Raw genomic sequence first — 22,571 nt, 5'->3', positions numbered from 1 at the left:
ATAATCCTGGTTAAGCGTGACAAGATGTGAGTATCCTCGAGATCAATAACCTGTCTTTGTCCTTCGGTGGTGTTAAGGCATTGCAGGATGTCGGCTTCCGCGTGCCGGAAAACACCATCACCACCATCATCGGTCCGAATGGCGCCGGCAAGACCTCCCTGTTCAATTGCATTTCCGGTTTCTACAAACCCCAGCAGGGCACGATCCGCTATCAGGGGGAGGTGCTTGCAAGCCGTATCAAGCCACCGCAGCGGGCTTCGCTGGGCCTGGCCCGAACCTTCCAGAATATTGCCCTGTTCCGGGGTATGACGGTACTCGACAACATCAAACTTGGCGCCCATGTCCATATGAAAAGCGGCCTGCTGGGCTCGCTGGCGTACTTCGGTGCGGCGCGTCGTGAGGAGATGGCGATTCGTCGGGAAGTGGAACACCGCATCATCGATTTTCTGGAGATTGATCACATTCGCCGCCAGCCGGTGGCCAGCCTTTCCTATGGCCTGCAGAAACGGGTGGAACTGGCCCGAGCCCTGGCCATGCGCCCCAAGGTGCTGATGCTGGATGAGCCCGTGGCCGGGATGAACCGGGAAGAAAAGGAAGACATGGCCCGCTTTATCCTGGATATCCGCGAGGAGTGGGGCGTGACCGTGCTGATGGTGGAGCACGACATGGGCATGGTGATGGATATCTCGGACCACATCGCGGTACTCAACTTTGGCCAGGTGATCACCGAGGGCCTGCCGGAAGACGTGCAGAAAAACCCCGAGGTGATCAGGGCATACCTTGGCAATAGTGACATCGACAGCCTGCGCGAAAAACTGAACGCTGGCGGGGAGGCGGCGTAATGGACTGGCTGTTCTTTGGTGAAATCAGTCTGGCCGGGCTGGCCATGGGCGGGCTTTATTCCTTGATCGCCCTGGGTTTCGTGATGATCTACAAGGCCACCCGGGTGATCAACTTTGCCATCGGCGAAATCATGATGTTTGCCGCTTACCTGTTCCTGGCCTTTGCCGGCGGCATGGAACTGTCGCCATGGATTGCGCTGCCGCTGGCGGTTCTCGGGGGCAGTATCCTGGGCGGTGTAATCGAAAAGGTGATGATCCGGCCCATGCTCGGGGAGTCGCCGATTGCGGTGGTCATGGTGACCATTGGGATCGCCAGCATCCTGGTGGGTGTGGTGGAGCTTTTCTGGAGTGCCGATCCCCAGTTGTTGCCCCGTTTCCTGCCCCGGGAACCGGTCTTCATCGGTCCTCTTTACCTTGCACCGAAAATCGCCTACGGCTTCCTGATTGGCGCCGCGCTGCTGATTCTGTATCTGCTGTATTTCCGCTTCTCCCGCGGGGGCGTCGCACTGCGGGCGACCGCGTCCGATCAGGCGGCGGCCTATTCCATGGGGATCAACGTTCGTCGGGTGTTTAACCTGGCCTGGGTATTCGGCTCCCTGGCTGCGTCCCTGGCTGGCGTACTGGTGGCAGCGACCGGTGGCCTGAGCCCTCAGTTCGGGATCATCGGCCTCAGTGTGCTGGTGGTGGTGATTGTCGGTGGCCTGGACAGCATTCTGGGCGCACTGGTTGCCGGGGTGTTTATCGGCTGGCTGGAGACCGTGGCCGGGGCCTACCTCGGTGGTGAATACCGGATGCCGGCCACGTTTCTGGTGCTGGCGGTCATCCTGGTGATTCGTCCTTACGGACTCTTCGGCACCCACGAAATAGAGCGAGTGTAAGATGCGCATTGGTGACGCAAAACAGACTTACGAGGCCGATGAGGCGATCTGGACCAGTGCCACCCAGAAATTCTGGTTTGCCCTGTTTCTGCTGACCTTGCTGATGTTTCCGTTCATCGTGAACTCCTACCTGCTGTACCTGGGGTGCCTGGTGGGCATCGCGGTGATCAGTACCACCGGCCTCAATATTCTCACCGGTTTTACCGGGTTGATATCCCTGGGGCAGGCCGGTTTTATGGGTGTCGGCGGCTACACGGTTGCCTGGTTGTCGCTGAATACCGGGTTGCCGTTCCCGGTGACTCTGTTGATGGCGGGGCTGATGGCGGCTGCGGTCGGCATCCTGGTGGGGTTGCCATCGCTGCGGGTCAAAGGTCTGTACCTGGCGATTGCAACCCTGGCGGCCGGTGTGTTCCTGCACTTTATCTTTGCCGAGTGGGAATCGGTTACCGGTGGCATGGGCGGACTGAGCCTGGAACCGGCCCATCTGTTCGGGTTTACCTTCCAGAGCGATTTCCGGATGTACTTTGTCATCGTGCCACTTGCGGTGTTGATGTTGTTCGCGGCCAGCAATGTCTTCCGCACCCGTATTGGCCGTGCCTTCATCGCCATTCGGGATCGTGACATTTCCGCCGAGATTCTGGGTATCAACCTGCTGCACTATAAATTGATGTCCTTCGCGCTGAGCTCTTTTTATGCCGGTGTGGCTGGTGGGTTGTTTGCCTATTTTTACCGGGTGGTGACGCCGGAAAGCTTTCCGCTGTCCATGTCCATTTTCTATCTGGCGGCGGTGATTGTGGGCGGTATGGGCAACCTGCTGGGCGGTATTCTGGGCGCGGCGTTCATGACGCTGATCCCGGAGGCGCTCAAGCTGCTGACGTCAGCGCTGACACCGTTTTACCCCAATGCGCCGGTGTTCATGTCGCCGATGCTGGAAATCATTTTCGGGGCATTGATCGTGGGCTTTCTGATTTTTGAACCTCATGGCCTGGCCGAGATCTGGCACCGCATCCGGCGGTTCTTCCGGCTGTGGCCATTCAGTACCTGATCGCGCTGCCACGCGACCCGTTGCAACACCAACAACAAGACGCAGCAAGGAGAAGACACATGTTCAGAAAACTATTCAGCAAAGGCCTTGGAAAGGGCCGCCAGCTCGCAGGGCTGAGTGGTGTGGTCGCGGCACTGACGATGACCGCGCCCACCATGGCGCAGGATAAGGAGCCCATCGTGTTCGGCGGCTCGATCCCGCTGTCGGGGGTATTTGCCTTTGCCGGGGTGCATATTCACGCCGGCCTCACCGACTACACCAGCTGGATCAACAGCGAAGGGGGCATCAACGGACACCCGGTGGAGTATGTGATGGAAGATACCGCCTACGAGGTGGATCGATCGGTGGCCGCGTTCAAAAAGATTTCCGGCAGTGATTCACCGGCGGTGTATTACGGTGACAGTACCGGGTTCATGAAAGCCATTGCCGCGGAACTGAACAGCCAGGGCAACACGCTGATGAGCGGCGCCTCGTTCGCGACCGCGCTGACCGACAACGAGCAGTACCCGTTCCAGTTCATTCCGGGCCCCAGCTACAGCCAGATGTTCGGCATCATCCTCGAGTACATTGCTTCCGAGACCGGGGAGGGCGACAAGCCGACGTTGGCCTTTGTCTACAGCGATACCGAGTTCGGCAAGGATCCCATCGAGAATGGCAAGGCCCGCGCCGCCGAGCTGGGGATTGAAGTGGTCGAGGAGATCGTCACCAAGCCGGGCAGCGTGGACGTATCGGCGGAAGTGCTGAAGCTGCGCCGGGTTCGCCCCGATTACGTGGTGTTCCACGGCTATGTGCTGTCACCGATCAATGAGTTCATGGTGCAGATGCGCCAGATGGGCCTGGATACCAAGTTCATGGGCACTTTCTGGTCCTCCGACAAACTGATCATCGACAAGATGGGCGAGGACGCCGACGGCTACATGGGCGTGATGCCCTACAACTACTACGACAGCGAAGAAAGCGGCCCGATGCTGGATGCGCTTCGTGCCCAGGCTGAGAAGAGTGATCCGGAAGCGGGCTACCGCCCCACCGGCTACATGCAGGGCTGGTTCAATGCCATGGTCTGGACCGAAGTCATCAAGCGCACGCTGGACGCTGGCAAGGAGCTGACCGCAGAGAACATGGCGGCGTCGCTGGCCTCCATCGAAGATTGGGACACCGGCGGTATTATCGGTATTCCGGTGACGGTGCGGGACATGTCCTTCCCGGTCGGCCGTATCTGGCGGGTGAACGCTGAAGAGGGGCGTTACGAGCCGGTATCGGACTGGATTCACCTCGACTGAGGGGCTGTATGGAAGCCTTACTGGAAATCGATAATATCGAGGTGGTCTACAACAAATCGGTGCAGGTCCTTCGGGGCCTGTCACTGCGGGTGCCGAAGGGCGCCATTGTCGCGCTGTTGGGCTCCAATGGCGCTGGCAAGTCCACCACCCTGAAAAGCGTCTCCGGCCTGCTGGACCTGGAAGACGGCGAGGTAACCGCCGGTGAGGTGCGTTTCCGCGGCGCCGATGTGAAAGGAACCGCGCCGGAGAAGCTGGTCCGTGATGGCCTGTTTCATGTCATGGAGGGGCGCCGCGTTTTCGAAGACCTGACGGTTGAGGAAAACCTGATCGCCGCGACTTACGCCCTCAGCGGCCGCAAGCCGTCCCTGAGCGACAGTTATGAACTGGTCTACAACTACTTCCCGCGCCTGCGGGAACGCCGCAAGCAACTGGCGGGGTATCTGTCCGGCGGGGAGCAGCAAATGCTGGCACTGGGCCGCGCCCTTATCGCCCAGCCGGACCTGATCATGCTGGATGAGCCTTCCCTGGGGCTGGCGCCGTTGCTGGTAGAGGAAATCTTCACCATCGTGGCCCGTATCAATCGTGAGCAGGGCACGGCCATCCTGCTGGTGGAGCAGAATGCCGCGGTTTCCCTGGCGATTGCCTCCTATGGCTACATCATGGAAAACGGCAAGATCGTGATTGACGGCCCGGCCGACAAACTGACCGCCAATGAAGATGTGCAGGAATTTTACCTCGGGGTTGGCGGCGCCGGAGGCGAGGCCCGCAGTTACCGCGACATCAAGCATTACAAACGTCGTAAACGGTGGCTTTCATGACAACACCCGCAATTCCCGACCTGACCCTGACCCAGATGCTGAGGGCTCATGCCCGTGAGCGGCCGGATGGCCTGGCATTGCGCCAGAAGGACTTTGGTATCTGGCAGGCCTTTTCCTGGCAGGACTACTATCAGCGGGCCCGCCATTTCGGGCTGGGACTTCGCGCCCTTGGGCTTTCCGAGGGTGGCCATGTGGCCATCATCGCGGAGAATCGGGTGGAGTGGGTGATCGCCCAGATGGGCATCGGCATGGTCGGGGGTATTTGTGTGGGGGTGTATCCCACCAGCCCCTGGAACGAGGTGGCCTATGTGCTGGAGCACAGCGACGCCGAAATGGTGGTGTGTGAAGACCAGGAACAGACGGACAAGGTGCTGGAAGCCTGGCCGAAGTTGCCGCAGCTCAAGCACAACATCGTGATCGACATGAAAGGGCTGCGGTACTACTCCGAGCCGCCGTCCGCGTTCGAGGACATTGAGGCCAGGGGGCGGGAGTTCGAGCAACAGCATCCGCAGTTGATCGATGATCTTCTGGATCGTCAGCGCATGGAAGACACCGCGCTGATGGTGTACACCTCTGGTTCAACTGGTCGCCCCAAGGGCGCGATGGTCAGTTGGCATAATCTCCACGCTGCCGCGCCGGGACTGATTGAGCTGCTGGGGGTAGGCGAACATGATTCCAGTTTGTCCTACCTGCCACTGTGCCATATTGCCGAGCAGGCATTCACCAATATTGCCCCGATCTATGTGGGTAGCACGGTCAGTTTTGGCGAAAGCCTGCGGACCGTGCAGGAAGACCTGCGGGAAATCGCTCCGACGTTTTTCCTCGGGGTGCCAAGGATCTGGGAGAAACTTCATTCCTCCATTTACATCAAGATCCAGGAAACCGGTCGCTTGCGCCAGGGCCTGTTCAAGCGGGCAATGACGATCTGTGAGCCACTCGCCACCAAACCGCGGGCAAGCTGGAACCTGATGGAGCGGCTGGTGTTTGGTGTCTGCTACTGGACCGTGTTCCGCGCGTTGCAGAACTTCATCGGGCTTCGTCGCTGCACCATCGCGCTTACCGGTGCTGCACCCATTGCCACCGGTATTCTGACGTTCTTTCGTACCATCGGCATTCCCCTGGTGGAAGTCTATGGCCAGACCGAGAGCACCGGCGTCGCAACGGCCCAGCGCGTGGACAACGTTCACCTGGGTACCGTTGGCGAGGCGATTGCCGGGGTTGAGGTCAAACTGGGCGAGCAAAATGAGATCATCATGCGTGGTGGCAGCATGTTCAAAGGTTACTACAAGAACGATGACGCCACCCGCAGCACCCTGAAGGATGGCTGGCTGCACACCGGCGATGTGGGCGAATGGCGAGATGGTCAGTTGAAGATTGTCGATCGCCTGAAAGATATCATGATCACCGCCGGCGGCAAGAACCTTTCCCCCACGGAAATTGAAAACACCCTCAAGGCCAGCCCCTACATCAAGGAGTGCATCGTCATCGGCGAGGCCCGCAAGTTTGTGTCTGCCCTGATCCAGATTGACTTCGAGACCGTCGCCAAATGGGCCGAGCAGGAGCGAATTGCCTACACCACCTTCCACAGCCTGACCGAGCATGAACGGGTCAATGAGCTGATTCAGGCAGAGGTGAACAAGGGCAACGAACAGTTGCCCCAGGTGGCGCAGATCAAGCGCTTCCACTTGCTGACCAAGGAACTGGACCACGACGATGACGAAGTAACCGCGACCATGAAAGTACGGCGTAGCAACATCTATGAGAAATACAGTGGTGTGATTGAGTCGCTGTATGCCTGAAGCTACTGGCGAGGATCTGGTTGCATTGAAGAACTGTCGTCTTTGTTTACAATTCGTATCGCGACACCTATTTTAAGCTAGGTAGTTTCCCCCGTTTTGCGAAGGACGGTCGCCGGGTCTGGCTGGAGGCAACCTACTTCCCCGTTACCGACGATGAGGGGCAAATTTCCAAGGTTGTCAAAATCGCCTGGGACGCGACAGCGGCGCAGGACAAGGTCGCGGATGATACCGCGATGCTGGATGCGATCAACCGATACATGGCGGTGATCAAGTTCACACCGGATGGCGAGATACTGGAAGCCAATGACAACTTTCTCACCACTACCGGTTACGCCCGGGAAGAAATTCTCCATCAGCATCACAAGATGTTCTGCTTCGATGATTTCTATCGCAACAACCCTGACTTCTGGAGCCGCCTGGCCCGGGGCGAAAGTTTTTCAGGACAGTTTGAACGCCGGGACAAAAGTGGCCGCAGTATCTGGCTTGAGGCCACATACAGCCCGGTGTTGGATGCCGACGGAAAGGTCTATAAGGTGATCAAGTTCGCCGCCGATATCACCTCCCGGATAACCAACGCCCGGGAGGCTGCCGAAGTTGCCGCCTCCACTTCTGAAGAAACGTCACAAATCGCCGCCGAGGCCAACCGCGCGCTTGCGGTTGCGGTGGAAACCTCAGAGTCGACCCAGGCGGAGGTATCCAGCGCAGCGGCAGTGAGCCGGGACCTGGAAACCCAGGCCGAACAGATTGGCAACATTGTCAGCACCATCCGTACTGTCGCGGAACAAACCAACCTGTTGGCGCTGAACGCGGCCATTGAGGCCGCCCGTGCCGGCGAAATGGGCCGGGGCTTTGCAGTGGTGGCGGACGAGGTTCGTCAACTGGCGGCCAAAACCGCTCACTCGCTGGAAGAGATTTCCGCCGTGGTCGGCAAAAACAGCCACTTGATCGGGTCTTTACGTTCCAGCATGGACGGGGTGTCCGAGCTGTCCCGCCGCAGTTCCAGTGAGATCTCCGGCGTTGCCAGTGGTATCCAGCAGGTGGAAAAAGGCATGACGGATCTTGCGGCTGTGGTGGCGCGGTTGACGAATGAGGGGTGAGGGCACGCGTATTACAGAGTCATTACTTTTTTTGACCTCATGCCCTACATGTTTGGATAGTTCGCGGCCCCCCTTTCCGGGGTCACCCCGCAGCTCATCCAGAACCTCGGAACCCCGCTGGGCCAGGGCAAGTAATATCGTCGCAATACTTGTAGAATGGGCACGCCGCCTCATTGGTGGAGCGTGAATTCGAGGAAACCTCCCTGAGTGGCGATCCAGTAGTAGCACGAGGGGTTAACTACCGCTTTCACCGAAAACTTTATCCGGCATGTGGATCGTTGCCACTTTTAAGGGCTCTGAAGTTCCCTCAAGCGCTTATATAAATATGAGCGCGATACCCCAAGCTCTTCCGATACACGCTTTTTATTGTCGTTATGTCGTGCCATGGCATCGCTGATTTTCTCCAACTCCACCCTTTCCAAGGTGTCTTTGAGGGCTTCACTGTTCTTTGTTTGAGTAGCCTGCCTGTTAGGTGAATATTCGTTAGAGAAAATTTCTGATGGCCGAAAATCATCAATCACCAGTTCTTCGCCTTCGGAGAAGATAAGGGCTCTTTCTACCTCATGCTGTAGTTGGCGGACGTTACCGGGCCAGGGGCGGCTCTGCATGTAACGATAGACAGAGGGATTGACCCTCATGACCGGTGTTCTTTGACGGTTTGAGAACGAACGGATGAAATGCTGAACCAGCATCGGTATGTCTTCCAGTCTTTCTCGCAAGGGAGGTACTCTGAGAGTTACTCCGCTGATGCGATAGTAAAGGTCGAGCCGAAACTGCTCGGTATCTATCATGCTGGTCAGGTCACGATTGGTAGCCGCGATCAACCGAAAGTCCGATTGTTTTGGTTCATCCCCCCCCACGCGTTCAAAAGAGCCATCCTGTAAGACCCGCAAAAGTTTGACCTGCATGTCGAGTGGCATTTCGCCAATTTCATCCAGAAACAGACTGCTATCATGAGCTGCTTCAAATTTGCCCTTTCGCCCTTTTTTCTTCGCCCCGGTAAAAGCCCCAGGCTCATACCCAAAGAGTTCACTTTCCACCAGGCTCTCTGGTAAGGCACCCGCATTTACCATGATCATCTGCTTGTCGCGCCGCAGACTGAGGCGGTGAAGGGCCTGGGCGACCAATTCCTTGCCCGTACCGCTTTCACCGATGATCAGCAGGGGTATATCCAGGGATGCAACTTTCGTCATGTCTGACTTCAGCTGACGAATTGCTTTGCTGTCGCCAATGATGTCTTCAATGCCATAAGTGCGATTGCGGAGGAAGGACGCTTCGCGTTTATAAAATTCAACTTCATTGCGAAGTGACGCGATCTCGCTGCTCATTGCTAGTAGCTGTTCGGGGCCTTTGAACATGATTCGACCAATAGCGCCGACAACCTTTCCGCCACTGTGGATCGGGAGCCTGCTTACAATCCGGTTATTCGAGAGCATTTTTTGCATCTGGCCAATTTCCGGCTTTCCGGTACGGGCCACAATGTGTAAGCGAGTGTTCTCAATAACTTCAGTGACATGGCGTCCAGTAGCTTCTCCCCGGGCAAGTCCAAAGAATTTTTCATGGACGGGGCTTAAATAAACAATGCGCCCTTCATTGTCAGTAACGGTCATGCCGTCAAATGCGTTGGTAAGCAAGTGGTTCAGAATGTCGGGCGCGATATCCACCGCCGCCAGGAAATCAATCAGCGTGCTCGCAGAAGAGGATTCCTGAATGAAAGCTGCGGTGAGTCCTTCTGCTATTGGGGCTACGGTGGCTATACATTGTGTGGAGCCCGCCTGGATTCCGGAAATCTGCCTTTTATCTTTATTTACTTCCTGGCGAATTTTTTCGACCACTTCAGCTGAATTTCCTAAACCCGCAGAGAAAACAGCGTCTCCCTCTTTATTAAGAACAATCAGACCGTAGTTTTGTTCGCGGCTAGGCATCAGTTTGATTTCCTCTTTTAGTTATCTATTAAGTAGCCTGCTAATTATTATTGTTAACAGTTGAAAGAGGCTTTGAGTGTTTTCAATAAATACACATGTGTGCGCGAGTAGGCAACATGCGCCGGCATGATCATTCATCAAATGTCCATAACATTCTGATTTAAAGTGAAAAGAAATGTTGGCATCGGTCTTGCCTTTTTGTAAGTGCTAAAAGCAAAGAGGATCTATTCTATGTTGCCGTTAGAGAGTTTGCCGATGCAGGCGTGTGGCAAAGGCGTCACTTGGCTTGAGGGGGTCAAGGTTCTCGACCTTACCACATCCATTGCTGGACCCGTGGCTACGATGCTCCTTGCCGACCTTGGTGCTGATGTCCTAAAAGTAGAACGTCCGGGAGGTGGTGATGATACCCGACATTGGGGGCCGCCAGACCTGGACGGTGAATCACTCTGGTTTCTCAGTGCCAATCGAAACAAGCGCAGTGCTGTGCTTAATTTTATTGAACCGGCGGGGAGGCGTGTTCTTGAGCAGCTTATCGAGCGGGCTGACGTTGTCGTTATTAACAGTATTTTGCGTACGCAGCAAAAGCTCGGGATCGATTATGAGAGCATGGTCAAGATCAACCCCAAGTTGGTGTTTGTATCAATTACCGGTTTCGGTTTGACGGGGGAGCGTGCTAACTGGACTTGCTACGACCTCATAGCCGAGGGGTATAGTGGGGTCATGGATTTGACCGGAGAACGCGATTCGGCGCCTCAGAAAATCGGTGCACCGGCTGCCGACATGCTGGCAGCAGTTGATGCGGCTTATGCCACGGTAGGAGCGCTTTTCGATGTTATGAGGACCGGTAGATCCCATAAGCTGGATATTTCTCTCGTTGGCAGTATGACCCGTTTCTTGTCGCCCCGAATTATGTCTTATCTCGGTTCCGGTGAGGTGCCGCGGCGAAGTGGTGGAACCGACAGTGTGATTGCCGTCTACCAAGCGTTTGATACAGCTGATTATCCGATAACGCTCGGGCTGGGTAACGACGGTATCTGGAAGCGCTTTTGGAAGGTACTCGGGCTCCCGGAAAAAGCAGAAGATTCGTCGCGGGGAAGTAATGCTGACCGTCGGGCACAACGCGCCGCGATCGTTGATGAAATTCAGGAGGTCCTGATCGGTCAACCCAGATCGCATTGGCTGGATTTGTTCCGTGGTGCAGGTATTCCTGCGGGCCCGATCAACAGCGTTGATCAGCTGGTGGAAGATGAGTACTTCCAAGCCAATGGCATACTTTATAGGGCGGCAAACGGCTCATCCAGCATTCCTCAGGTAGGTTCTGCAATGTTGCTGGATGGCAGCGCGGAAACTCTGCGTTCTTTGCCTCCACGCCTGGGGCAGCATACAGGAGAAGTATTGCAAAGCCTGGGGTATGGCCAGAGCGAGATTCGCCAGCTTTGTGAAGACGGTATTGTTGAACTTTTTCAGCCTGTTACGCAATAAAATATTCAATAAATTTCCAGGAGATAATGCTCTCATGACTTACAACACTATTCTTTACCGCGAAGAAGGCCCAATTGCGAAGATTACCCTGAACCGTCCTGATGATGGAAACATGTTCAACGCTGAAATGTGCCAGGAGCTGCGTACGTGCCTGGATGAGATTGGACGTGAAACCCGTACCCGAGTGGTAGTTTTGACTGGAGCTGGTGACAAGTTCTTCTGTATCGGTGGGCGTAAAGACGGCATGGAAGACAGCCTGATGTATGCGGGTGTACTGCCAACGCTTGAGATGTACGAGGCCATAGAGCGAATTCAGAAGCCCGTGATCGCATCCGTCAATGGTTACGCCGTTGGTGGCGGCAACGTTCTGCAGGTGGTGTGTGACCTTACCATTTCCAAGGAAAGCGCCATGTTCCGTCAGGTTGGTCCCATGGTGGGGAGTTTTGATGCTGGTTACGGTACGTGGTTCCTGGAAGACCTGGTCGGTAAGAAAAAGGCGAAAGAGATCTGGTTCGCGAATCCGAAAATGTCGGCACAGGAAGCGCTTGAGCTGGGAATGATTAACAAAGTGGTGCCGGATGATCAGCTGGAAGAGGAAACGACCAAGTGGGCCCTGACCATTGCCGAGCGCGGCAGCTTTGCGCTCGCTTCCCTTAAATCCGCGTTCAATGCCCGCCATGGCGGAGTAGGCGGACTGGCGCGCATGGCGCATGACCTGTTACTGCGTACCTATCTGCAAAGTGAGGAATCCAAAGAGCTTGCAGATTCCTTCGCAAACCGTCGTTCTCCCGACAGTAGCAGGTTTGGTCACTGAACGCAGGGAAGGGGATGAATCATGAAACCGTTACTTACCTTACATAACCCGGCGATTGCGAATAAGTTCTATCGCGACGGTTACTGGACGACAGACACGATGTATTCGCTGCTGAGGAAACATGCCAGCCAGCGTCCTGATGCGTGGGCTGTTCGTGACAGTGAGCGCCGCCTGAGCTTTGACCAGCTCGTATCAGCGGTCGATGCTTTGGCAACACGATTACACAGCCAGGGGGTGGTGCCAGGTGACCGGGTGTGTGTCTGGCTCCCGAACTGTGTGGAGTCAATCATTGTGTTCCTGGCATGCGCCCGCAACGGGTACGTGTGCAACCCGTCCCTGCATCAGAACTACACGGTGGCTGAGGTTGTTCGTAATCTCGAGAGGCTGCGGGCACGAGTTCTGTTTGTGAAACCCGGATATGGGGCGGACGCGAAAACCTGTGACATCTTTTCCGCTGCCAGGCAGGTCGCAGAATTGTGTCACATCGTCACCGTAGGCGAACCGAGGCATGAAGACGATTTTGGTCTGAGGTTTGAGCCGTCATCCGATGACGATACGGGAGAGTTGCCTGATTGTGACCCGAACCCGGATAAAGTGGTTTATCTCGCGTTTACGTCGGGCACTACGGGTGATCCCAAGGGCGTCATGCACAGTGATAATACGCTCCTGGCCAATGGTCGCGGTATGGTGGCCGATTGGCAGTTAAGTCCGGCTGATGTGATGTTTACGCTCAGCCCGTTGAGCCATCACATTGGCACAGTGGCCCTTGAGCAGTTCCTTGTGTCGGGTTGTGAGCTGGTCGTCAATGATCTTCCTTCCAGGCAATCGCCGATTGACTGGATTTCCGAGACAGGGGCGACTTACGTCATGGGTGTGCCAACCCACGCCATGGATATTCTGACGGAATTGAGAAAGCGCGGAGCAAAGTCGTTGGGTAAAACGCAGACGTTTTACATGGCGGGAGCGCCGATCCCCAAAAGCGTAGCTGAAGCATTTCTCGAATTGGGCGTTAAGCCGCAGAATGTTTATGGCATGACCGAAAACGGTTCGCACCAGTATACGCGTCCGGAGGACGATGTTGGCACCATTGTATCGAGCTGCGGTGAGGCATGTCCGGGGTATGAAACGGCCATCTGGGACGCGGCAAATCCCAATATTCGCCTGGGTCCCGGCGAAATTGGCGAAATTGGTACCCGTGGGGCCCTCCTCATGCTCGGGTACTACGATAATCAGCGAGCGACAGAGGATTCCTTCAATACCAGTGGCTGGTTCCTCAGTGGCGATCTGGGATGGCTGGATGAGCACGGTTGTCTGCATGTTGTCGGGCGTAAGAAAGATTTGATCATCCGGGGCGGGCACAATATTCATCCCTCCCATATTGAGTCGATTGCGGTTCGCTACCCGGCAGTACAGTCGGTTGCGGTTATTCCCGTGCCGGATGAGCGCCTGGGGGAAAAGGTCTGCCTGGTTGTTATCCCCGCCTCCGAACGGGAGCTTGATCCGCAAGACCTGCTGGCCTTTCTTCACGCTCAGGGCCTGTCCAAGTACGACATGCCTGAATACTACGTCACCTTGCCCAGTTTCCCGATGACTGCCAGTGGAAAAATTCTCAAACGCACACTGGCTGACTGGGTCCGTGAGGGTGAGTTGGAGCTGGTTCCCATCCGTTGGGCGGAGCCAGGGACGCAAAAGGAGGCCTCCAATGACCGTTGAGCTATCATATTTTGAAGAATTTGCGGTTATTCGACTGAATCGGCCGGATGCTCTGAATGCTTTGAGCTTCGCGATCATCCGTGAGCTTGACGTGGTCATTGAGGAAGTTGCCACCAGTAATGCCAGAGCTGCTCTGATCATTGGCGAGGGCGAAAAATCTTTTTGTGCTGGCGCGGATATCAAAGAGTTGATGGGGCGTTCAATCAGCGAACAAAAGCGGGGAGCCGAGCTGGGACAACGTGTGTTCCACAAGCTGTCGCTACTGCCCATGCCAACGGTTGCCATCATCAATGGTTTTGCGTTTGGCGGCGGATTGGAACTGGCGCTTGCCTGTACCTTCCGGCTTGCAACAGATAACGCCCGGATGGCCCTGCCGGAGATCAAACTGGGCCTGATCCCGGGGTATGGCGGAACCCAGCGATTGCCGCGAGTGGTCGGTGAATCCAGGGCTTTGGAACTGATTATGACCGGCCGTGTTGTTAAACCTGAGGAGGCTGAGCGAATCGGGCTGGTGAACCGGGTGATCAAGGAGGATCCCCTTGAGGCTGGTGCAAGTTTCGCCCGTGAATTTTCAGGGTTCGGAATGCTGGCTCTGGGTTATGCCCGCGAAGCCGTCCAGCGCGCATTGGACCTGCCGGTTTCAGAGGGCCTGAAAGTGGAGGCCGATCTTTCTACTCTCGCCTATCAGACGGAAGATGCTGCCGAAGGTATGGAAGCCTTCGTTGCGAAGCGTAATCCCGAGTTTAAGGACTATTGATATGGAGAATGAAAAAGTAATTATCGTCACTGGCGGAAGTCGGGGTATCGGCTCCTCCATCGTCCGTAATCTGGCTACCCGAGGGTATCAAGTAGCCTGCATCAGCAGAAAAGGGCAGGGGGTGGAAGATGCTGAGGTTGACTCCACTAGCAAGGATCGGATCAAGGCCTATGCCTGTGATGTTACAGACCATCAGGCATTGGTCAGAACGGTCGAACAGATTGCTTCGGATCATAATAGCATTGGCGGTCTGGTGAACAATGCAGGTATTCATCTCGATGGTCCGAGTACCAGTTTCGAAGCAGAGAAATTCAATACCGTGTTGGGTACGAATGTGATCGGGCCATTCGTGTTGGCTCAAATCGTCCATCCGCACCTGTGTGAGGAGGGTGGTCTGATCGTGAGTATCGGCTCTTTCTATGATCGGGCGGGTGTGCCGAAAAATGCTGCGTACTGTGCGTCCAAGGCGGCGATCGCAGCGGTGTCCCGGTGCCTGGCGGTGGAGTGGGCGCGGGACAATATCCGGGTGGTGAATATCGCTCCGGGCTTTGTCGAAACCGATCTGAATCGCGACTATCTGGAGCAGGAAAAGTTCCAGCAGTATTTGCGTTCAAGGATTCCGATGAAAAGACCCGCTCAGCCAGAGGAAGTCGGGCAGTTGGTGGGGGCGTTATTTGCCGAAAACATGCCGTTCCTTACGGGGGAAACCATCTATCTCGATGGTGGCCAGGGAATCCTGTTGTAACCGACCTGAAACCGGAGCAGACATGAGCATATTTGATCGTATCTGGAGTCTGGATCGGCTGTCGCCAGAAGAGCGCATGCTGGTTAACTCTGTAGCGGAGCTTTGTGAAGACAAGATCAAGCCTCGCGCTGAACACTACGACGTCACGGGGGAGTTTCCCTGGGACAACGTACACGCAATTAATGAGCTGGGCCTGAATGGTGTGTTTATTCCCGAGGAATATGGCGGAGCTGGCCTTTCCTTTGTCACCTATTTGCACTGCGTCAGGCTGATCAGTAGTGCCTGCGCTTCAACCGGGATCATCTGGGCGACCAATTGCCATGCTATGAAGCCGGTGATTGATTTCGCTACAGAAGAACAAAAGCAGCGCCTGTTGCCGCGTATTGCCGAAGGAGGGCTGGCATCGTTGTGCATCACTGAGCCCTCAGCAGGCTCCGATGCTTTGGGTATGCGAACTCAGTTCAAGCCAGATGGTGAGGACATCATCATTAACGGCGGCAAGACCTTTATTACTAATGGCGATGCGGCGGACCTCTATCTTGTTTTCGGTAAATGGAGTGAGATCGATGATCCAAGGAAGTCCATCTCGGTACTTGTTTTGGAGAAAGGTACCCCCGGTCTCGAGGTCGTCAGCAAAGAGGACAAAATGGGGCACCGTGCCTCCAGTACCTGCACCCTGTCTTTTGATGATTGCCGGGTACCGATGGCTAACCTGTTGTGCGAGCCGGGTGATGGCCTGAACGTCCTTCTGGCGTCATTGAATAAATCCCGCCCCAGTGTTGCCGCGCATGCACTGGGTATTGCCAGCGCCGCTTTTCAGGATGCCGTCGGATATATCAACGAGAGAAAGCAGTCGGGACGCCGAATCCTGGAATTCCAGGGGATTCAATTCATGCTGGCGGATCTCGCGTCTGAACTGGCGCTCTGTGACAACTGGCTGATGCACGTTGCGGATCTCGTGGAAAGCGGTTCTACGGATTTTGCGACAGAGGCATCCATTGCCAAGCAACGTGCTTCTGATCTCGCAATGAAGATGACAACGGAGGCGGTTCAGTTATTCGGTGGTTATGGGTATTGCAGGGATTACCGGGTGGAACGGTTAATGCGCGACGCCAAGATCACCCAGATATGGGAAGGAACCAACCAGGTTCATCGTCAGGTGATCGGTCGTAGTTTTTTGCAGCGTTAGGAGATAATTAATGGATGACATCAAGACAGTGGCCGTTGCCGGTGCAGGCACCATGGGCTCTGGCATCGCAATCGTCGCAGCCCGGGCAGGTTTCGAAACGTATCTGTTTGATACCAGTGAGGACACAATCGCTCGTGCTCGTAAACAGACCGAAGGCTTCTTTGCCAAGTCGGTTGCCAAAGGCAAGTTGACCGAAGAGCAGGTAGCGGAAATTTTAGGTCGAATGCATGGCACGAGCAAGGTGGAGGATCTTGCGTCTTCTGACCTTGTCATTGAGGCTGTGTTTGAGGACCTGAACGTTAAACATGATCTTTTGGGGCGGTTGAATGATGTCTGCCCTGAGCACACGATATTCGCCACCAATACTTCCACCCTGTCGATTAGCGAGATCGCTGGTGGATCCGGGCGTTCTGATCGGGTTGTAGGTATGCATTTCTGTTTGCCGGCCCAGCTCATGAAGTTAGTGGAGATGTCACCCGGTCTGAACACCTCGGAAGAAACCTTCAAGAAAGCCTGGGCCTTTTGTGAGTCACTGAAGCAGAAGCCTGTACGAACTCAGGATACTCCGGGCTTCATCCTGAACTACTTCCTGGTGCCCTTTAATAACGATGTGATTCGCCTTGTCGAGAGTGGTGTCGCGGAGCCTGCGGACGTTGATCGGGCTATCAAAAAGGGATTGGGTTATCCCATGGGGCCCTGTGAACTGCTTGATCTTATCGGGCTTGATACGCAGGTACGCCTTTGTGAGGCCTTCTATGAGGTCACGAAAGATCCTCGTGCAGCTTGCCCGCCACTGCTAAAGCGTATGGTCGCAGCAAATCGTCTTGGGCGTAAAACCGGCCAGGGTTTTTATAATTATGAGCAGGACGCAATGTTCGGAGGCTGAGCAGATCATGGAATATCAAGTCATTAAAGCAGAAGGTGAAAGTCGCTCGTTTCCGGATGGTAGTGAGTTTCTGAGCAACGCATCAGAATCGTCGGATATCGTGGTGTTGATTGGTTCCAATGCGGGAGACGCGCTGGGGGAGTTTCGTGACCTGGAAGGCAAACGGGCGGTCTTGGTTGAGTTGGGTACGGAGTGCCTGGCATCCCACACCGGTGAGTCACGAGGCCTGGAAGGCTCAAACATTCTGGGTTTTGCCCGATTCAGGCTTGGTAACGATGCTCCGTCTGACCTGGTAGAGCTGGTTTGTCAGCCGAACTCCTCTGAAGAGGCTATAGACAGCGCGATACAGCTATTTAAAGAGGCCGGGCTTGAGGTGTCAGTGTGTCGTGATTTTGCGGGGCGGATTATCGATCGCCTGGTCCGACCTTACTACAACGAAGCGTTGCGCCGTCTTGATGAAGGCCTGGCCACTGCTGATGATCTGGATCTTACCCTGAAGCTTGGTCTGGGCTACCCGGAAGGGCCAATCGAGTTGTTGGAGCGATCCGGGCTGGCCGATCACCATGATGTCACCAAGCCTTTGTTTGAGGTGTATGGGGAACGTGCATACGCGCCTGCACGGCGTGCCGTCGTTGCAAAACAGCGCACACAGAGGTGAGGTCGGCATGCAACCACTGAAGGGAATAAAGGTTCTGGATTTTAGTACGTTGCTGCCGGGACCTCTTGCAACCTTGCTGCTGGCCGAGGCCGGTGCCGAGATTATAAAAGTGGAGCGGCCTGGCAGGGGGGACGAAATGCGCTCGTATACCCCCCGTTTTGGTGCGGACAGTGTCAACTTCGCGCTGCTGAACCGGGGAAAACGCAGTATCACGGTTGATCTGAAGAGCCCCCAGGCCCTTGAACAACTGGAGCCCCTGATCAAGGAGGCTGATATTGTGGTCGAGCAGTTTCGTCCGGGGGTGATGGACAGGCTCGGTCTGGGCTATGAGCAACTGTCGAGCCTTAATCCAGGCATCATTTACTGTTCAATTACCGGATACGGCCAGAGCGGCCCCAAGGCCAGGACAGCCGCCCATGATTTAAACTACATCGCCGAAACCGGCCTGCTTGGTTTGAGTGCGGGTGCTGACGGTGCTCCCATACTCCCCCCGGCGTTGATCGCCGACATTGCGGGGGGTGCCTACCCGGCCGTAATGAATATCTTGCTGGCACTCAGAACCCGCGATCAGGGTGGAAAGGGCTGCCATCTTGATATTTCCATGGCTGACGGCATGTTCACCTTTATGTATTGGGCGTTGGGTGAGGCCCAGGCGGCCAATCACTGGCCTCGGCCTGGACATGAATTGGTAACCGGTGGGTCCCCCCGCTACCAGATATATCGCACTTCCGATAATCGCTTTGTAGCGGCGGCTCCTCTTGAGCAAAAGTTTTGGGAGAATTTCTGTCAACTGATCGACTTACCTGCAGAATATCAGGACGATGAAAATAACGAAACCGAAGTAAAACAAGCCATTGCGGCGAGAATAGCCGAAGCACCTGCGTCATACTGGTCCGAGTGTTTTGCCGGTCAGGATGTCTGTTGCAGTGTTGTCGCGACACTGGCGGAAGCTATTGACGACCCCCAATTTCAGCACCGAAAGCTATTCCAGTACTCAATCAATTCTGACCCTGGTCAGTCGATAAATGCGTTGCCCGTTCCCGTTGCCCCCGCTTTTCGGGATGTTCCCCGAGAAACGGGTTATCCCGGTCTGGGAGAGAATAATGAGCGATTGGTGTCAGGGCAGGAGAAGTAGCGATGATGCAAGCCGTATGGATTGAGGAGTTTGGCCCTGTTGAGTCGGCCGATGTAAAGAATGTGCCGATTCCTGAGCCTGGGCCCGGAGAGGTTCTGGTTCGAGTTGGTGCTGCCGGAGTGAACTTCCCGGATGCACTTGTTATCGAGGGTAATTATCAGGTTCGCCCACCGTTGCCATTCAGTCCTGGAAAAGAACTGAGTGGTGAGGTTGAGCGTATCGGAGCAGGCGTGACCAGCGTTCAACCCGGTGATCGTGTGGCGGCTTTGGTTGAATATGGAGCCTTTGCAGGATACGCGATCGTGTCTGCAGGTCATTGTTTCCAGATCCCCGGTGACATGCCTTATACCGACGCTGCGGCCCTGGGTCTCAGTTATCAGACAGCCTATTTTGCACTAATGGAAAGGGCTGGTTTTAAAGAGGGTGAACGGGTTCTGGTAAACGGTGCTGCGGGCGGAGTCGGCCTGGCGACTGTCCAGCTTGTGAAGGCTCTGGGTGGTGTGGTTTACGCTGGTGTGATTAATGAGGAACAGGCCCGGGTGGCAAAGGATTATGGCGCAGACCATATCATCGATTTAATGGACGCTCCGGTCCGTGATCGATTGCGCGATCAGGTTCGTCAGGCATCTGATGGCCAGGGCGTTGATATTGTCATTGACCCTGTTGGCGGAGACATTTTCGAAGCCAGTCTGCGTGCACTGGATTGGTGTGGCCGGTTGGTGGTCATTGGTTTTGCCGCCGGAGAGATACCGACAGTTAGGGCTAACTATTTGTTGGTGAAAAATATCTCTGTGTCGGGGCTGCAGTGGAGCGATTACCGGGATCGTCAGCCAGAGAAAATGGCTGCGGCCCAGCGACATATGTACGAGTTGTATCGGTCGGGGAAAATAAAACCCCATGCAGAGGTGATTGAGCCCCTGACTGAATTCAAGCGACTCCTGAATCTGGTCAAGCAGGGCCAGATCCGTGGCAAAGCAGTGCTGACAATGGCTCAGGGATAATCGCCACGATATGCGGTTATCGCATACTCGTGGCCAATCAAACATTGGAGTTATTGAATGAGTAATCCTTTTTCATCTCTGTGTATCGGGGTTGTGGGTGCCGGAACCATGGGGGCCGGCATCGCCCAGGTTGCAGCGAGCGCGGGCCACAAAGTGTTTCTTTACGATGTGACGGAGGGCGCTGCGGAACAGGGTGTTTCCCGAATCCAGCGTGGTCTTGAAGGGCTGGTGAAAAGGGGGAAAATCGCTGAAACGCAGCTGAACGATATCATTGGGGACATTACTCCTGCTTCCAACATCGAGCAATTGGGGTCATCAGGCCTCGTAATCGAAGCCATCGTTGAAAACTTGAGCGCCAAACAGAAGCTTTTTACTGACCTTGAGGTGATATGTGGCGAGGAGGTCATCCTTGCCACGAACACCTCATCCATCTCGATCACCGCTATTGGTTCGGCATTAAAACGGCCAGAGCGTCTGGTGGGGATGCATTTTTTTAATCCGGCCCCGATTCTGAAACTGGTTGAGGTTGTCAGTGGCCTGGCATCCTCCCCGGAGATTCTGGATCGCGTTACCGAGCTGTCCCGGATATGGGGGAAGCATCCGGTGCGTGCACGTTCAACCCCCGGATTTATTGTTAATCGGGTCGCTAGGCCCTTCTATGCGGAGGCCCTGAGGGTTCTGGAAGAAGGGGCCGCCAGTGTGGCAATGATCGATGCGGTATTGAAGGAGTGTGGCGGGTTCCGAATGGGTGCCTTCGAGTTGATGGATCTGATTGGGCTGGACGTCAATTATGCCGTAACCAGTTCGGTTTTCTCTGCGTACTATCAGGATCCTCGCTTCCTGCCATCCCTTCTCCAGAAAGAGTATGTCGATGGCGGTCTGCTTGGCCGTAAAACCGGGCGTGGATTTTATGATTATGACGGTTGTGAGGTTGAGAGCACCGTGATGGCTGACACTGCCGATCAAACAATGGAGGACATTGTTGTTGAGGGCTCGGTGGGCCAGGCAGAGCCGTTGATTGACCTGATTGCTGACAGCGGCGTCAGGGTTCGAAGGCAAGAGGGCGAGGGCATCATCCGCGTAGGCAACGCCGTTCTGGCTCTGACGGATGGTCGTCTGGCTACGCAGCGAGCATTGGAATGTGGGCACGACAATCTTGTTATCCTCGACCTGGCGCTTGATTATTCAACGGCTACCCGCCTGGCTATCGCCCCCTCGGACCAGTGTGCGGAGGATGCTGTCAGGACTGTTGAGGCGTTACTTCAAGGCACTGGCAGAGCGGTCTCCAGGATAGACGACATCCCCGGCATGATCGTCATGAGAACGGTTTGTATGCTAGCCAATGAAGCTGCAGACGCTGTTCATCTTGGTGTGTGTGATGTGTCTGACTGTGATACGGCAATGTGCAGTGGCGTGAATTATCCCAAGGGGCCCCTCGCATGGGCAGATGTGCTTGGTCTGGCCAATGTTGTGAAGGTCTTAGACAACCTGGCAACAGTTTACGGACTGAATCGATATCGTGTTTCTCCGCTGTTGCAGAGGAAAGGCATGCTTGGAGCAACGTTCCACAATGGGCATGTTGCGGACTAGGTTCCGGAGGCCAATAGACTCTTGATTGGTCTCCTTTGTTGATGTTGGGAAGGTAAAAGCTATTTCTTTGGTGGCTCAAGGTGCCTAGGAGAACGTATGGAAGGGGCTCTCGGTATTTGGTTCGACGCAGGGGTCAACAGTGGAAAGGAACTGGATGACTGGTTTACTAACGTTGAACAGCCTGCGGCTTTTCAAGGCAAGGATTTTCTCCAGGTAAGGCGTTACGAATCCTTGTCGGAGGGCCCGCGGTATTTTTGCCTCTATGAGTATGCGTCGGCAACTACAGTGTCTTCTAGAAATACACATTCTCCCTTTTCATGCGAAAATTCGGGCTCTGCTGACTCGGTTCCCGGGTTCATATCTCGGATAAGCCATCTCGGTGGTGGGCTAGTGCTCAGTATGAACCGCAATGTTGGCGGCACCGCAATGACCTTCCGGCTTGTAATGAATAGCGAGTTTCAAGTCACGTCCCTCCTGGACATGCTAAGTCATCAGATTTTCCCGTTGCCGGGCATCACTTCGGTAAAACTCTGGTTGTGTGGCGCGAACCAGCCCTCTTTCACAAAGCCCTCAGACATCAGTTTCCCACGGGAAGCCGCAGTATTGATTGAAGGCGTCAGGCCAGGTGTGGTGGCGTCAGCATGGAACGAGTGTTCAGCGCATCAGGCCCTCAAGTTTGAATGGCCACTTCTGAATAGTACCGCCTATCGGCTTCTACAAGTGGTGTTGGATCCCCGTTGAACGGCGTCTTTCCTGGCGGCCCTGGCGGCGCTTTGTAACCTTCCGTTTTATAGAATTTGATCCTTCTCATTCATGGGCTTTGGTCCAGTCATTCCTGGAGCTCAGTGTACACTGCCAGACCAAGTGTTCTCGCCGACTACAAAATCCTTGCCTTGACCTCCCACTCTGCATGCCGG

The 22,571-nt window shown here is 55.2% G+C and carries 20 protein-coding genes; 19 read left to right on the top strand and 1 reads right to left on the bottom strand.

Translation table 11 applies throughout. The features are described from left to right. Nucleotides 1-26: 26 nt before the first annotated feature. The 7 genes from ACJO5Y_RS06795 (at nucleotide 27) to ACJO5Y_RS06765 (ending at nucleotide 7,759) form a co-directional block, all read left to right on the top strand. The gene (locus ACJO5Y_RS06795; RefSeq protein WP_406985668.1) at nucleotides 27-842 is read left to right on the top strand and encodes an ABC transporter ATP-binding protein; all 816 of its coding nucleotides are present in this window, start codon (nucleotides 27-29) and stop codon (nucleotides 840-842) included. Beyond that, complete coding sequence (locus tag ACJO5Y_RS06790) at nucleotides 842-1,720, top strand: branched-chain amino acid ABC transporter permease (protein ID WP_406985667.1); 879 nt, start codon at nucleotides 842-844, stop codon at nucleotides 1,718-1,720. The genes ACJO5Y_RS06795 and ACJO5Y_RS06790 overlap by 1 nt, the downstream gene beginning before the upstream one ends. A 1-nt stretch (nucleotide 1,721) precedes the next feature. Further along, complete coding sequence (locus ACJO5Y_RS06785) at nucleotides 1,722-2,765, top strand: branched-chain amino acid ABC transporter permease (RefSeq protein WP_406985666.1); 1,044 nt, start codon at nucleotides 1,722-1,724, stop codon at nucleotides 2,763-2,765. Between the two features lie 59 nt (nucleotides 2,766-2,824). Next, a complete protein-coding gene (locus tag ACJO5Y_RS06780; protein WP_406985665.1) occupies nucleotides 2,825-4,045 on the top strand; it encodes an ABC transporter substrate-binding protein in 1,221 nt (406 codons plus the stop codon). Nucleotides 4,046-4,053: 8 nt separating this feature from the next. Further along, a complete protein-coding gene (locus ACJO5Y_RS06775) occupies nucleotides 4,054-4,863 on the top strand; it encodes an ABC transporter ATP-binding protein (protein WP_406985664.1) in 810 nt (269 codons plus the stop codon). After that, a complete protein-coding gene (locus ACJO5Y_RS06770) occupies nucleotides 4,860-6,662 on the top strand; it encodes an AMP-dependent synthetase/ligase (RefSeq protein ID WP_406985663.1) in 1,803 nt (600 codons plus the stop codon). Before ACJO5Y_RS06775 ends, ACJO5Y_RS06770 begins: the two co-directional genes overlap by 4 nt. Before the next feature lie 233 nt (nucleotides 6,663-6,895). Continuing rightward, the gene (locus ACJO5Y_RS06765; RefSeq protein ID WP_406985662.1) at nucleotides 6,896-7,759 is read left to right on the top strand and encodes a methyl-accepting chemotaxis protein; all 864 of its coding nucleotides are present in this window, start codon (nucleotides 6,896-6,898) and stop codon (nucleotides 7,757-7,759) included. Between the two features lie 287 nt (nucleotides 7,760-8,046). Here the strand turns inward: ACJO5Y_RS06765 and ACJO5Y_RS06760 are convergent, their stop codons facing one another. Further along, entirely contained in the window at nucleotides 8,047-9,684 is a 1,638-nt protein-coding gene (locus ACJO5Y_RS06760; protein WP_406985661.1) for a sigma-54 interaction domain-containing protein, read from the bottom strand. A 231-nt stretch (nucleotides 9,685-9,915) separates the two neighbouring features. On the opposite strand from ACJO5Y_RS06760, the gene ACJO5Y_RS06755 reads away from it, so the two are divergent. The 12 genes from ACJO5Y_RS06755 to ACJO5Y_RS06700 all read left to right on the top strand — a co-directional run bounded on the left by ACJO5Y_RS06755 (nucleotide 9,916) and on the right by ACJO5Y_RS06700 (nucleotide 22,395). Next, nucleotides 9,916-11,166, top strand: a complete 1,251-nt coding sequence (locus tag ACJO5Y_RS06755) for a CaiB/BaiF CoA transferase family protein (protein ID WP_406985660.1) — start codon at nucleotides 9,916-9,918, stop codon at nucleotides 11,164-11,166. A 34-nt stretch (nucleotides 11,167-11,200) separates the two neighbouring features. Further along, nucleotides 11,201-11,980, top strand: coding sequence for an enoyl-CoA hydratase-related protein (locus tag ACJO5Y_RS06750; protein ID WP_406985659.1), 780 nt, complete (start codon nucleotides 11,201-11,203; stop codon nucleotides 11,978-11,980). A 21-nt stretch (nucleotides 11,981-12,001) separates the two neighbouring features. Further along, nucleotides 12,002-13,693: a class I adenylate-forming enzyme family protein gene (locus ACJO5Y_RS06745; protein ID WP_406985658.1), complete on the top strand. Its 1,692-nt coding sequence runs from the start codon at nucleotides 12,002-12,004 to the stop codon at nucleotides 13,691-13,693. Then, a complete protein-coding gene (locus ACJO5Y_RS06740; protein WP_406985657.1) occupies nucleotides 13,683-14,450 on the top strand; it encodes an enoyl-CoA hydratase/isomerase family protein in 768 nt (255 codons plus the stop codon). The genes ACJO5Y_RS06745 and ACJO5Y_RS06740 overlap by 11 nt, the downstream gene beginning before the upstream one ends. A gap of 1 nt (nucleotide 14,451) precedes the next feature. Then, nucleotides 14,452-15,195, top strand: coding sequence for an SDR family NAD(P)-dependent oxidoreductase (locus tag ACJO5Y_RS06735; RefSeq protein ID WP_406985656.1), 744 nt, complete (start codon nucleotides 14,452-14,454; stop codon nucleotides 15,193-15,195). After that, nucleotides 15,170-16,384 carry an acyl-CoA dehydrogenase family protein gene (locus tag ACJO5Y_RS06730; protein ID WP_406985655.1) on the top strand — a complete coding sequence of 405 codons (1,215 nt, stop codon included), beginning with the start codon at nucleotides 15,170-15,172 and terminating at the stop codon, nucleotides 16,382-16,384. Before ACJO5Y_RS06735 ends, ACJO5Y_RS06730 begins: the two co-directional genes overlap by 26 nt. Before the next feature lie 10 nt (nucleotides 16,385-16,394). Next, nucleotides 16,395-17,270, top strand: coding sequence for a 3-hydroxyacyl-CoA dehydrogenase family protein (locus tag ACJO5Y_RS06725; RefSeq protein ID WP_406985654.1), 876 nt, complete (start codon nucleotides 16,395-16,397; stop codon nucleotides 17,268-17,270). 7 nt (nucleotides 17,271-17,277) lie between these two features. Further along, nucleotides 17,278-17,928 (top strand): 3-hydroxyacyl-CoA dehydrogenase family protein, encoded by a 651-nt coding sequence (locus tag ACJO5Y_RS06720; protein ID WP_406985653.1) that lies wholly within the window; start codon nucleotides 17,278-17,280, stop codon nucleotides 17,926-17,928. Then, nucleotides 17,873-19,063 carry a CaiB/BaiF CoA transferase family protein gene (locus ACJO5Y_RS06715; protein WP_406985652.1) on the top strand — a complete coding sequence of 397 codons (1,191 nt, stop codon included), beginning with the start codon at nucleotides 17,873-17,875 and terminating at the stop codon, nucleotides 19,061-19,063. The genes ACJO5Y_RS06720 and ACJO5Y_RS06715 overlap by 56 nt, the downstream gene beginning before the upstream one ends. Before the next feature lie 2 nt (nucleotides 19,064-19,065). Then, nucleotides 19,066-20,064, top strand: a complete 999-nt coding sequence (locus ACJO5Y_RS06710) for an NADPH:quinone oxidoreductase family protein (RefSeq protein WP_406985651.1) — start codon at nucleotides 19,066-19,068, stop codon at nucleotides 20,062-20,064. A gap of 57 nt (nucleotides 20,065-20,121) precedes the next feature. After that, nucleotides 20,122-21,654 (top strand): 3-hydroxyacyl-CoA dehydrogenase PaaH, encoded by a 1,533-nt coding sequence (gene paaH, locus ACJO5Y_RS06705; RefSeq protein WP_406985650.1) that lies wholly within the window; start codon nucleotides 20,122-20,124, stop codon nucleotides 21,652-21,654. Nucleotides 21,655-21,750: 96 nt separating this feature from the next. Continuing rightward, nucleotides 21,751-22,395, top strand: a complete 645-nt coding sequence (locus ACJO5Y_RS06700) for a hypothetical protein (protein WP_406985649.1) — start codon at nucleotides 21,751-21,753, stop codon at nucleotides 22,393-22,395. Nucleotides 22,396-22,571: the final 176 nt, after the last annotated feature.

The sequence above is a fragment of the Marinobacter alkalisoli genome, from assembly GCF_045449855.1.
Classification (GTDB): domain Bacteria; phylum Pseudomonadota; class Gammaproteobacteria; order Pseudomonadales; family Oleiphilaceae; genus Marinobacter.
The sequence above is the reverse complement of the archived record's forward strand: the minus strand, read 5'-3'. Positions and strand labels throughout refer to the sequence as shown.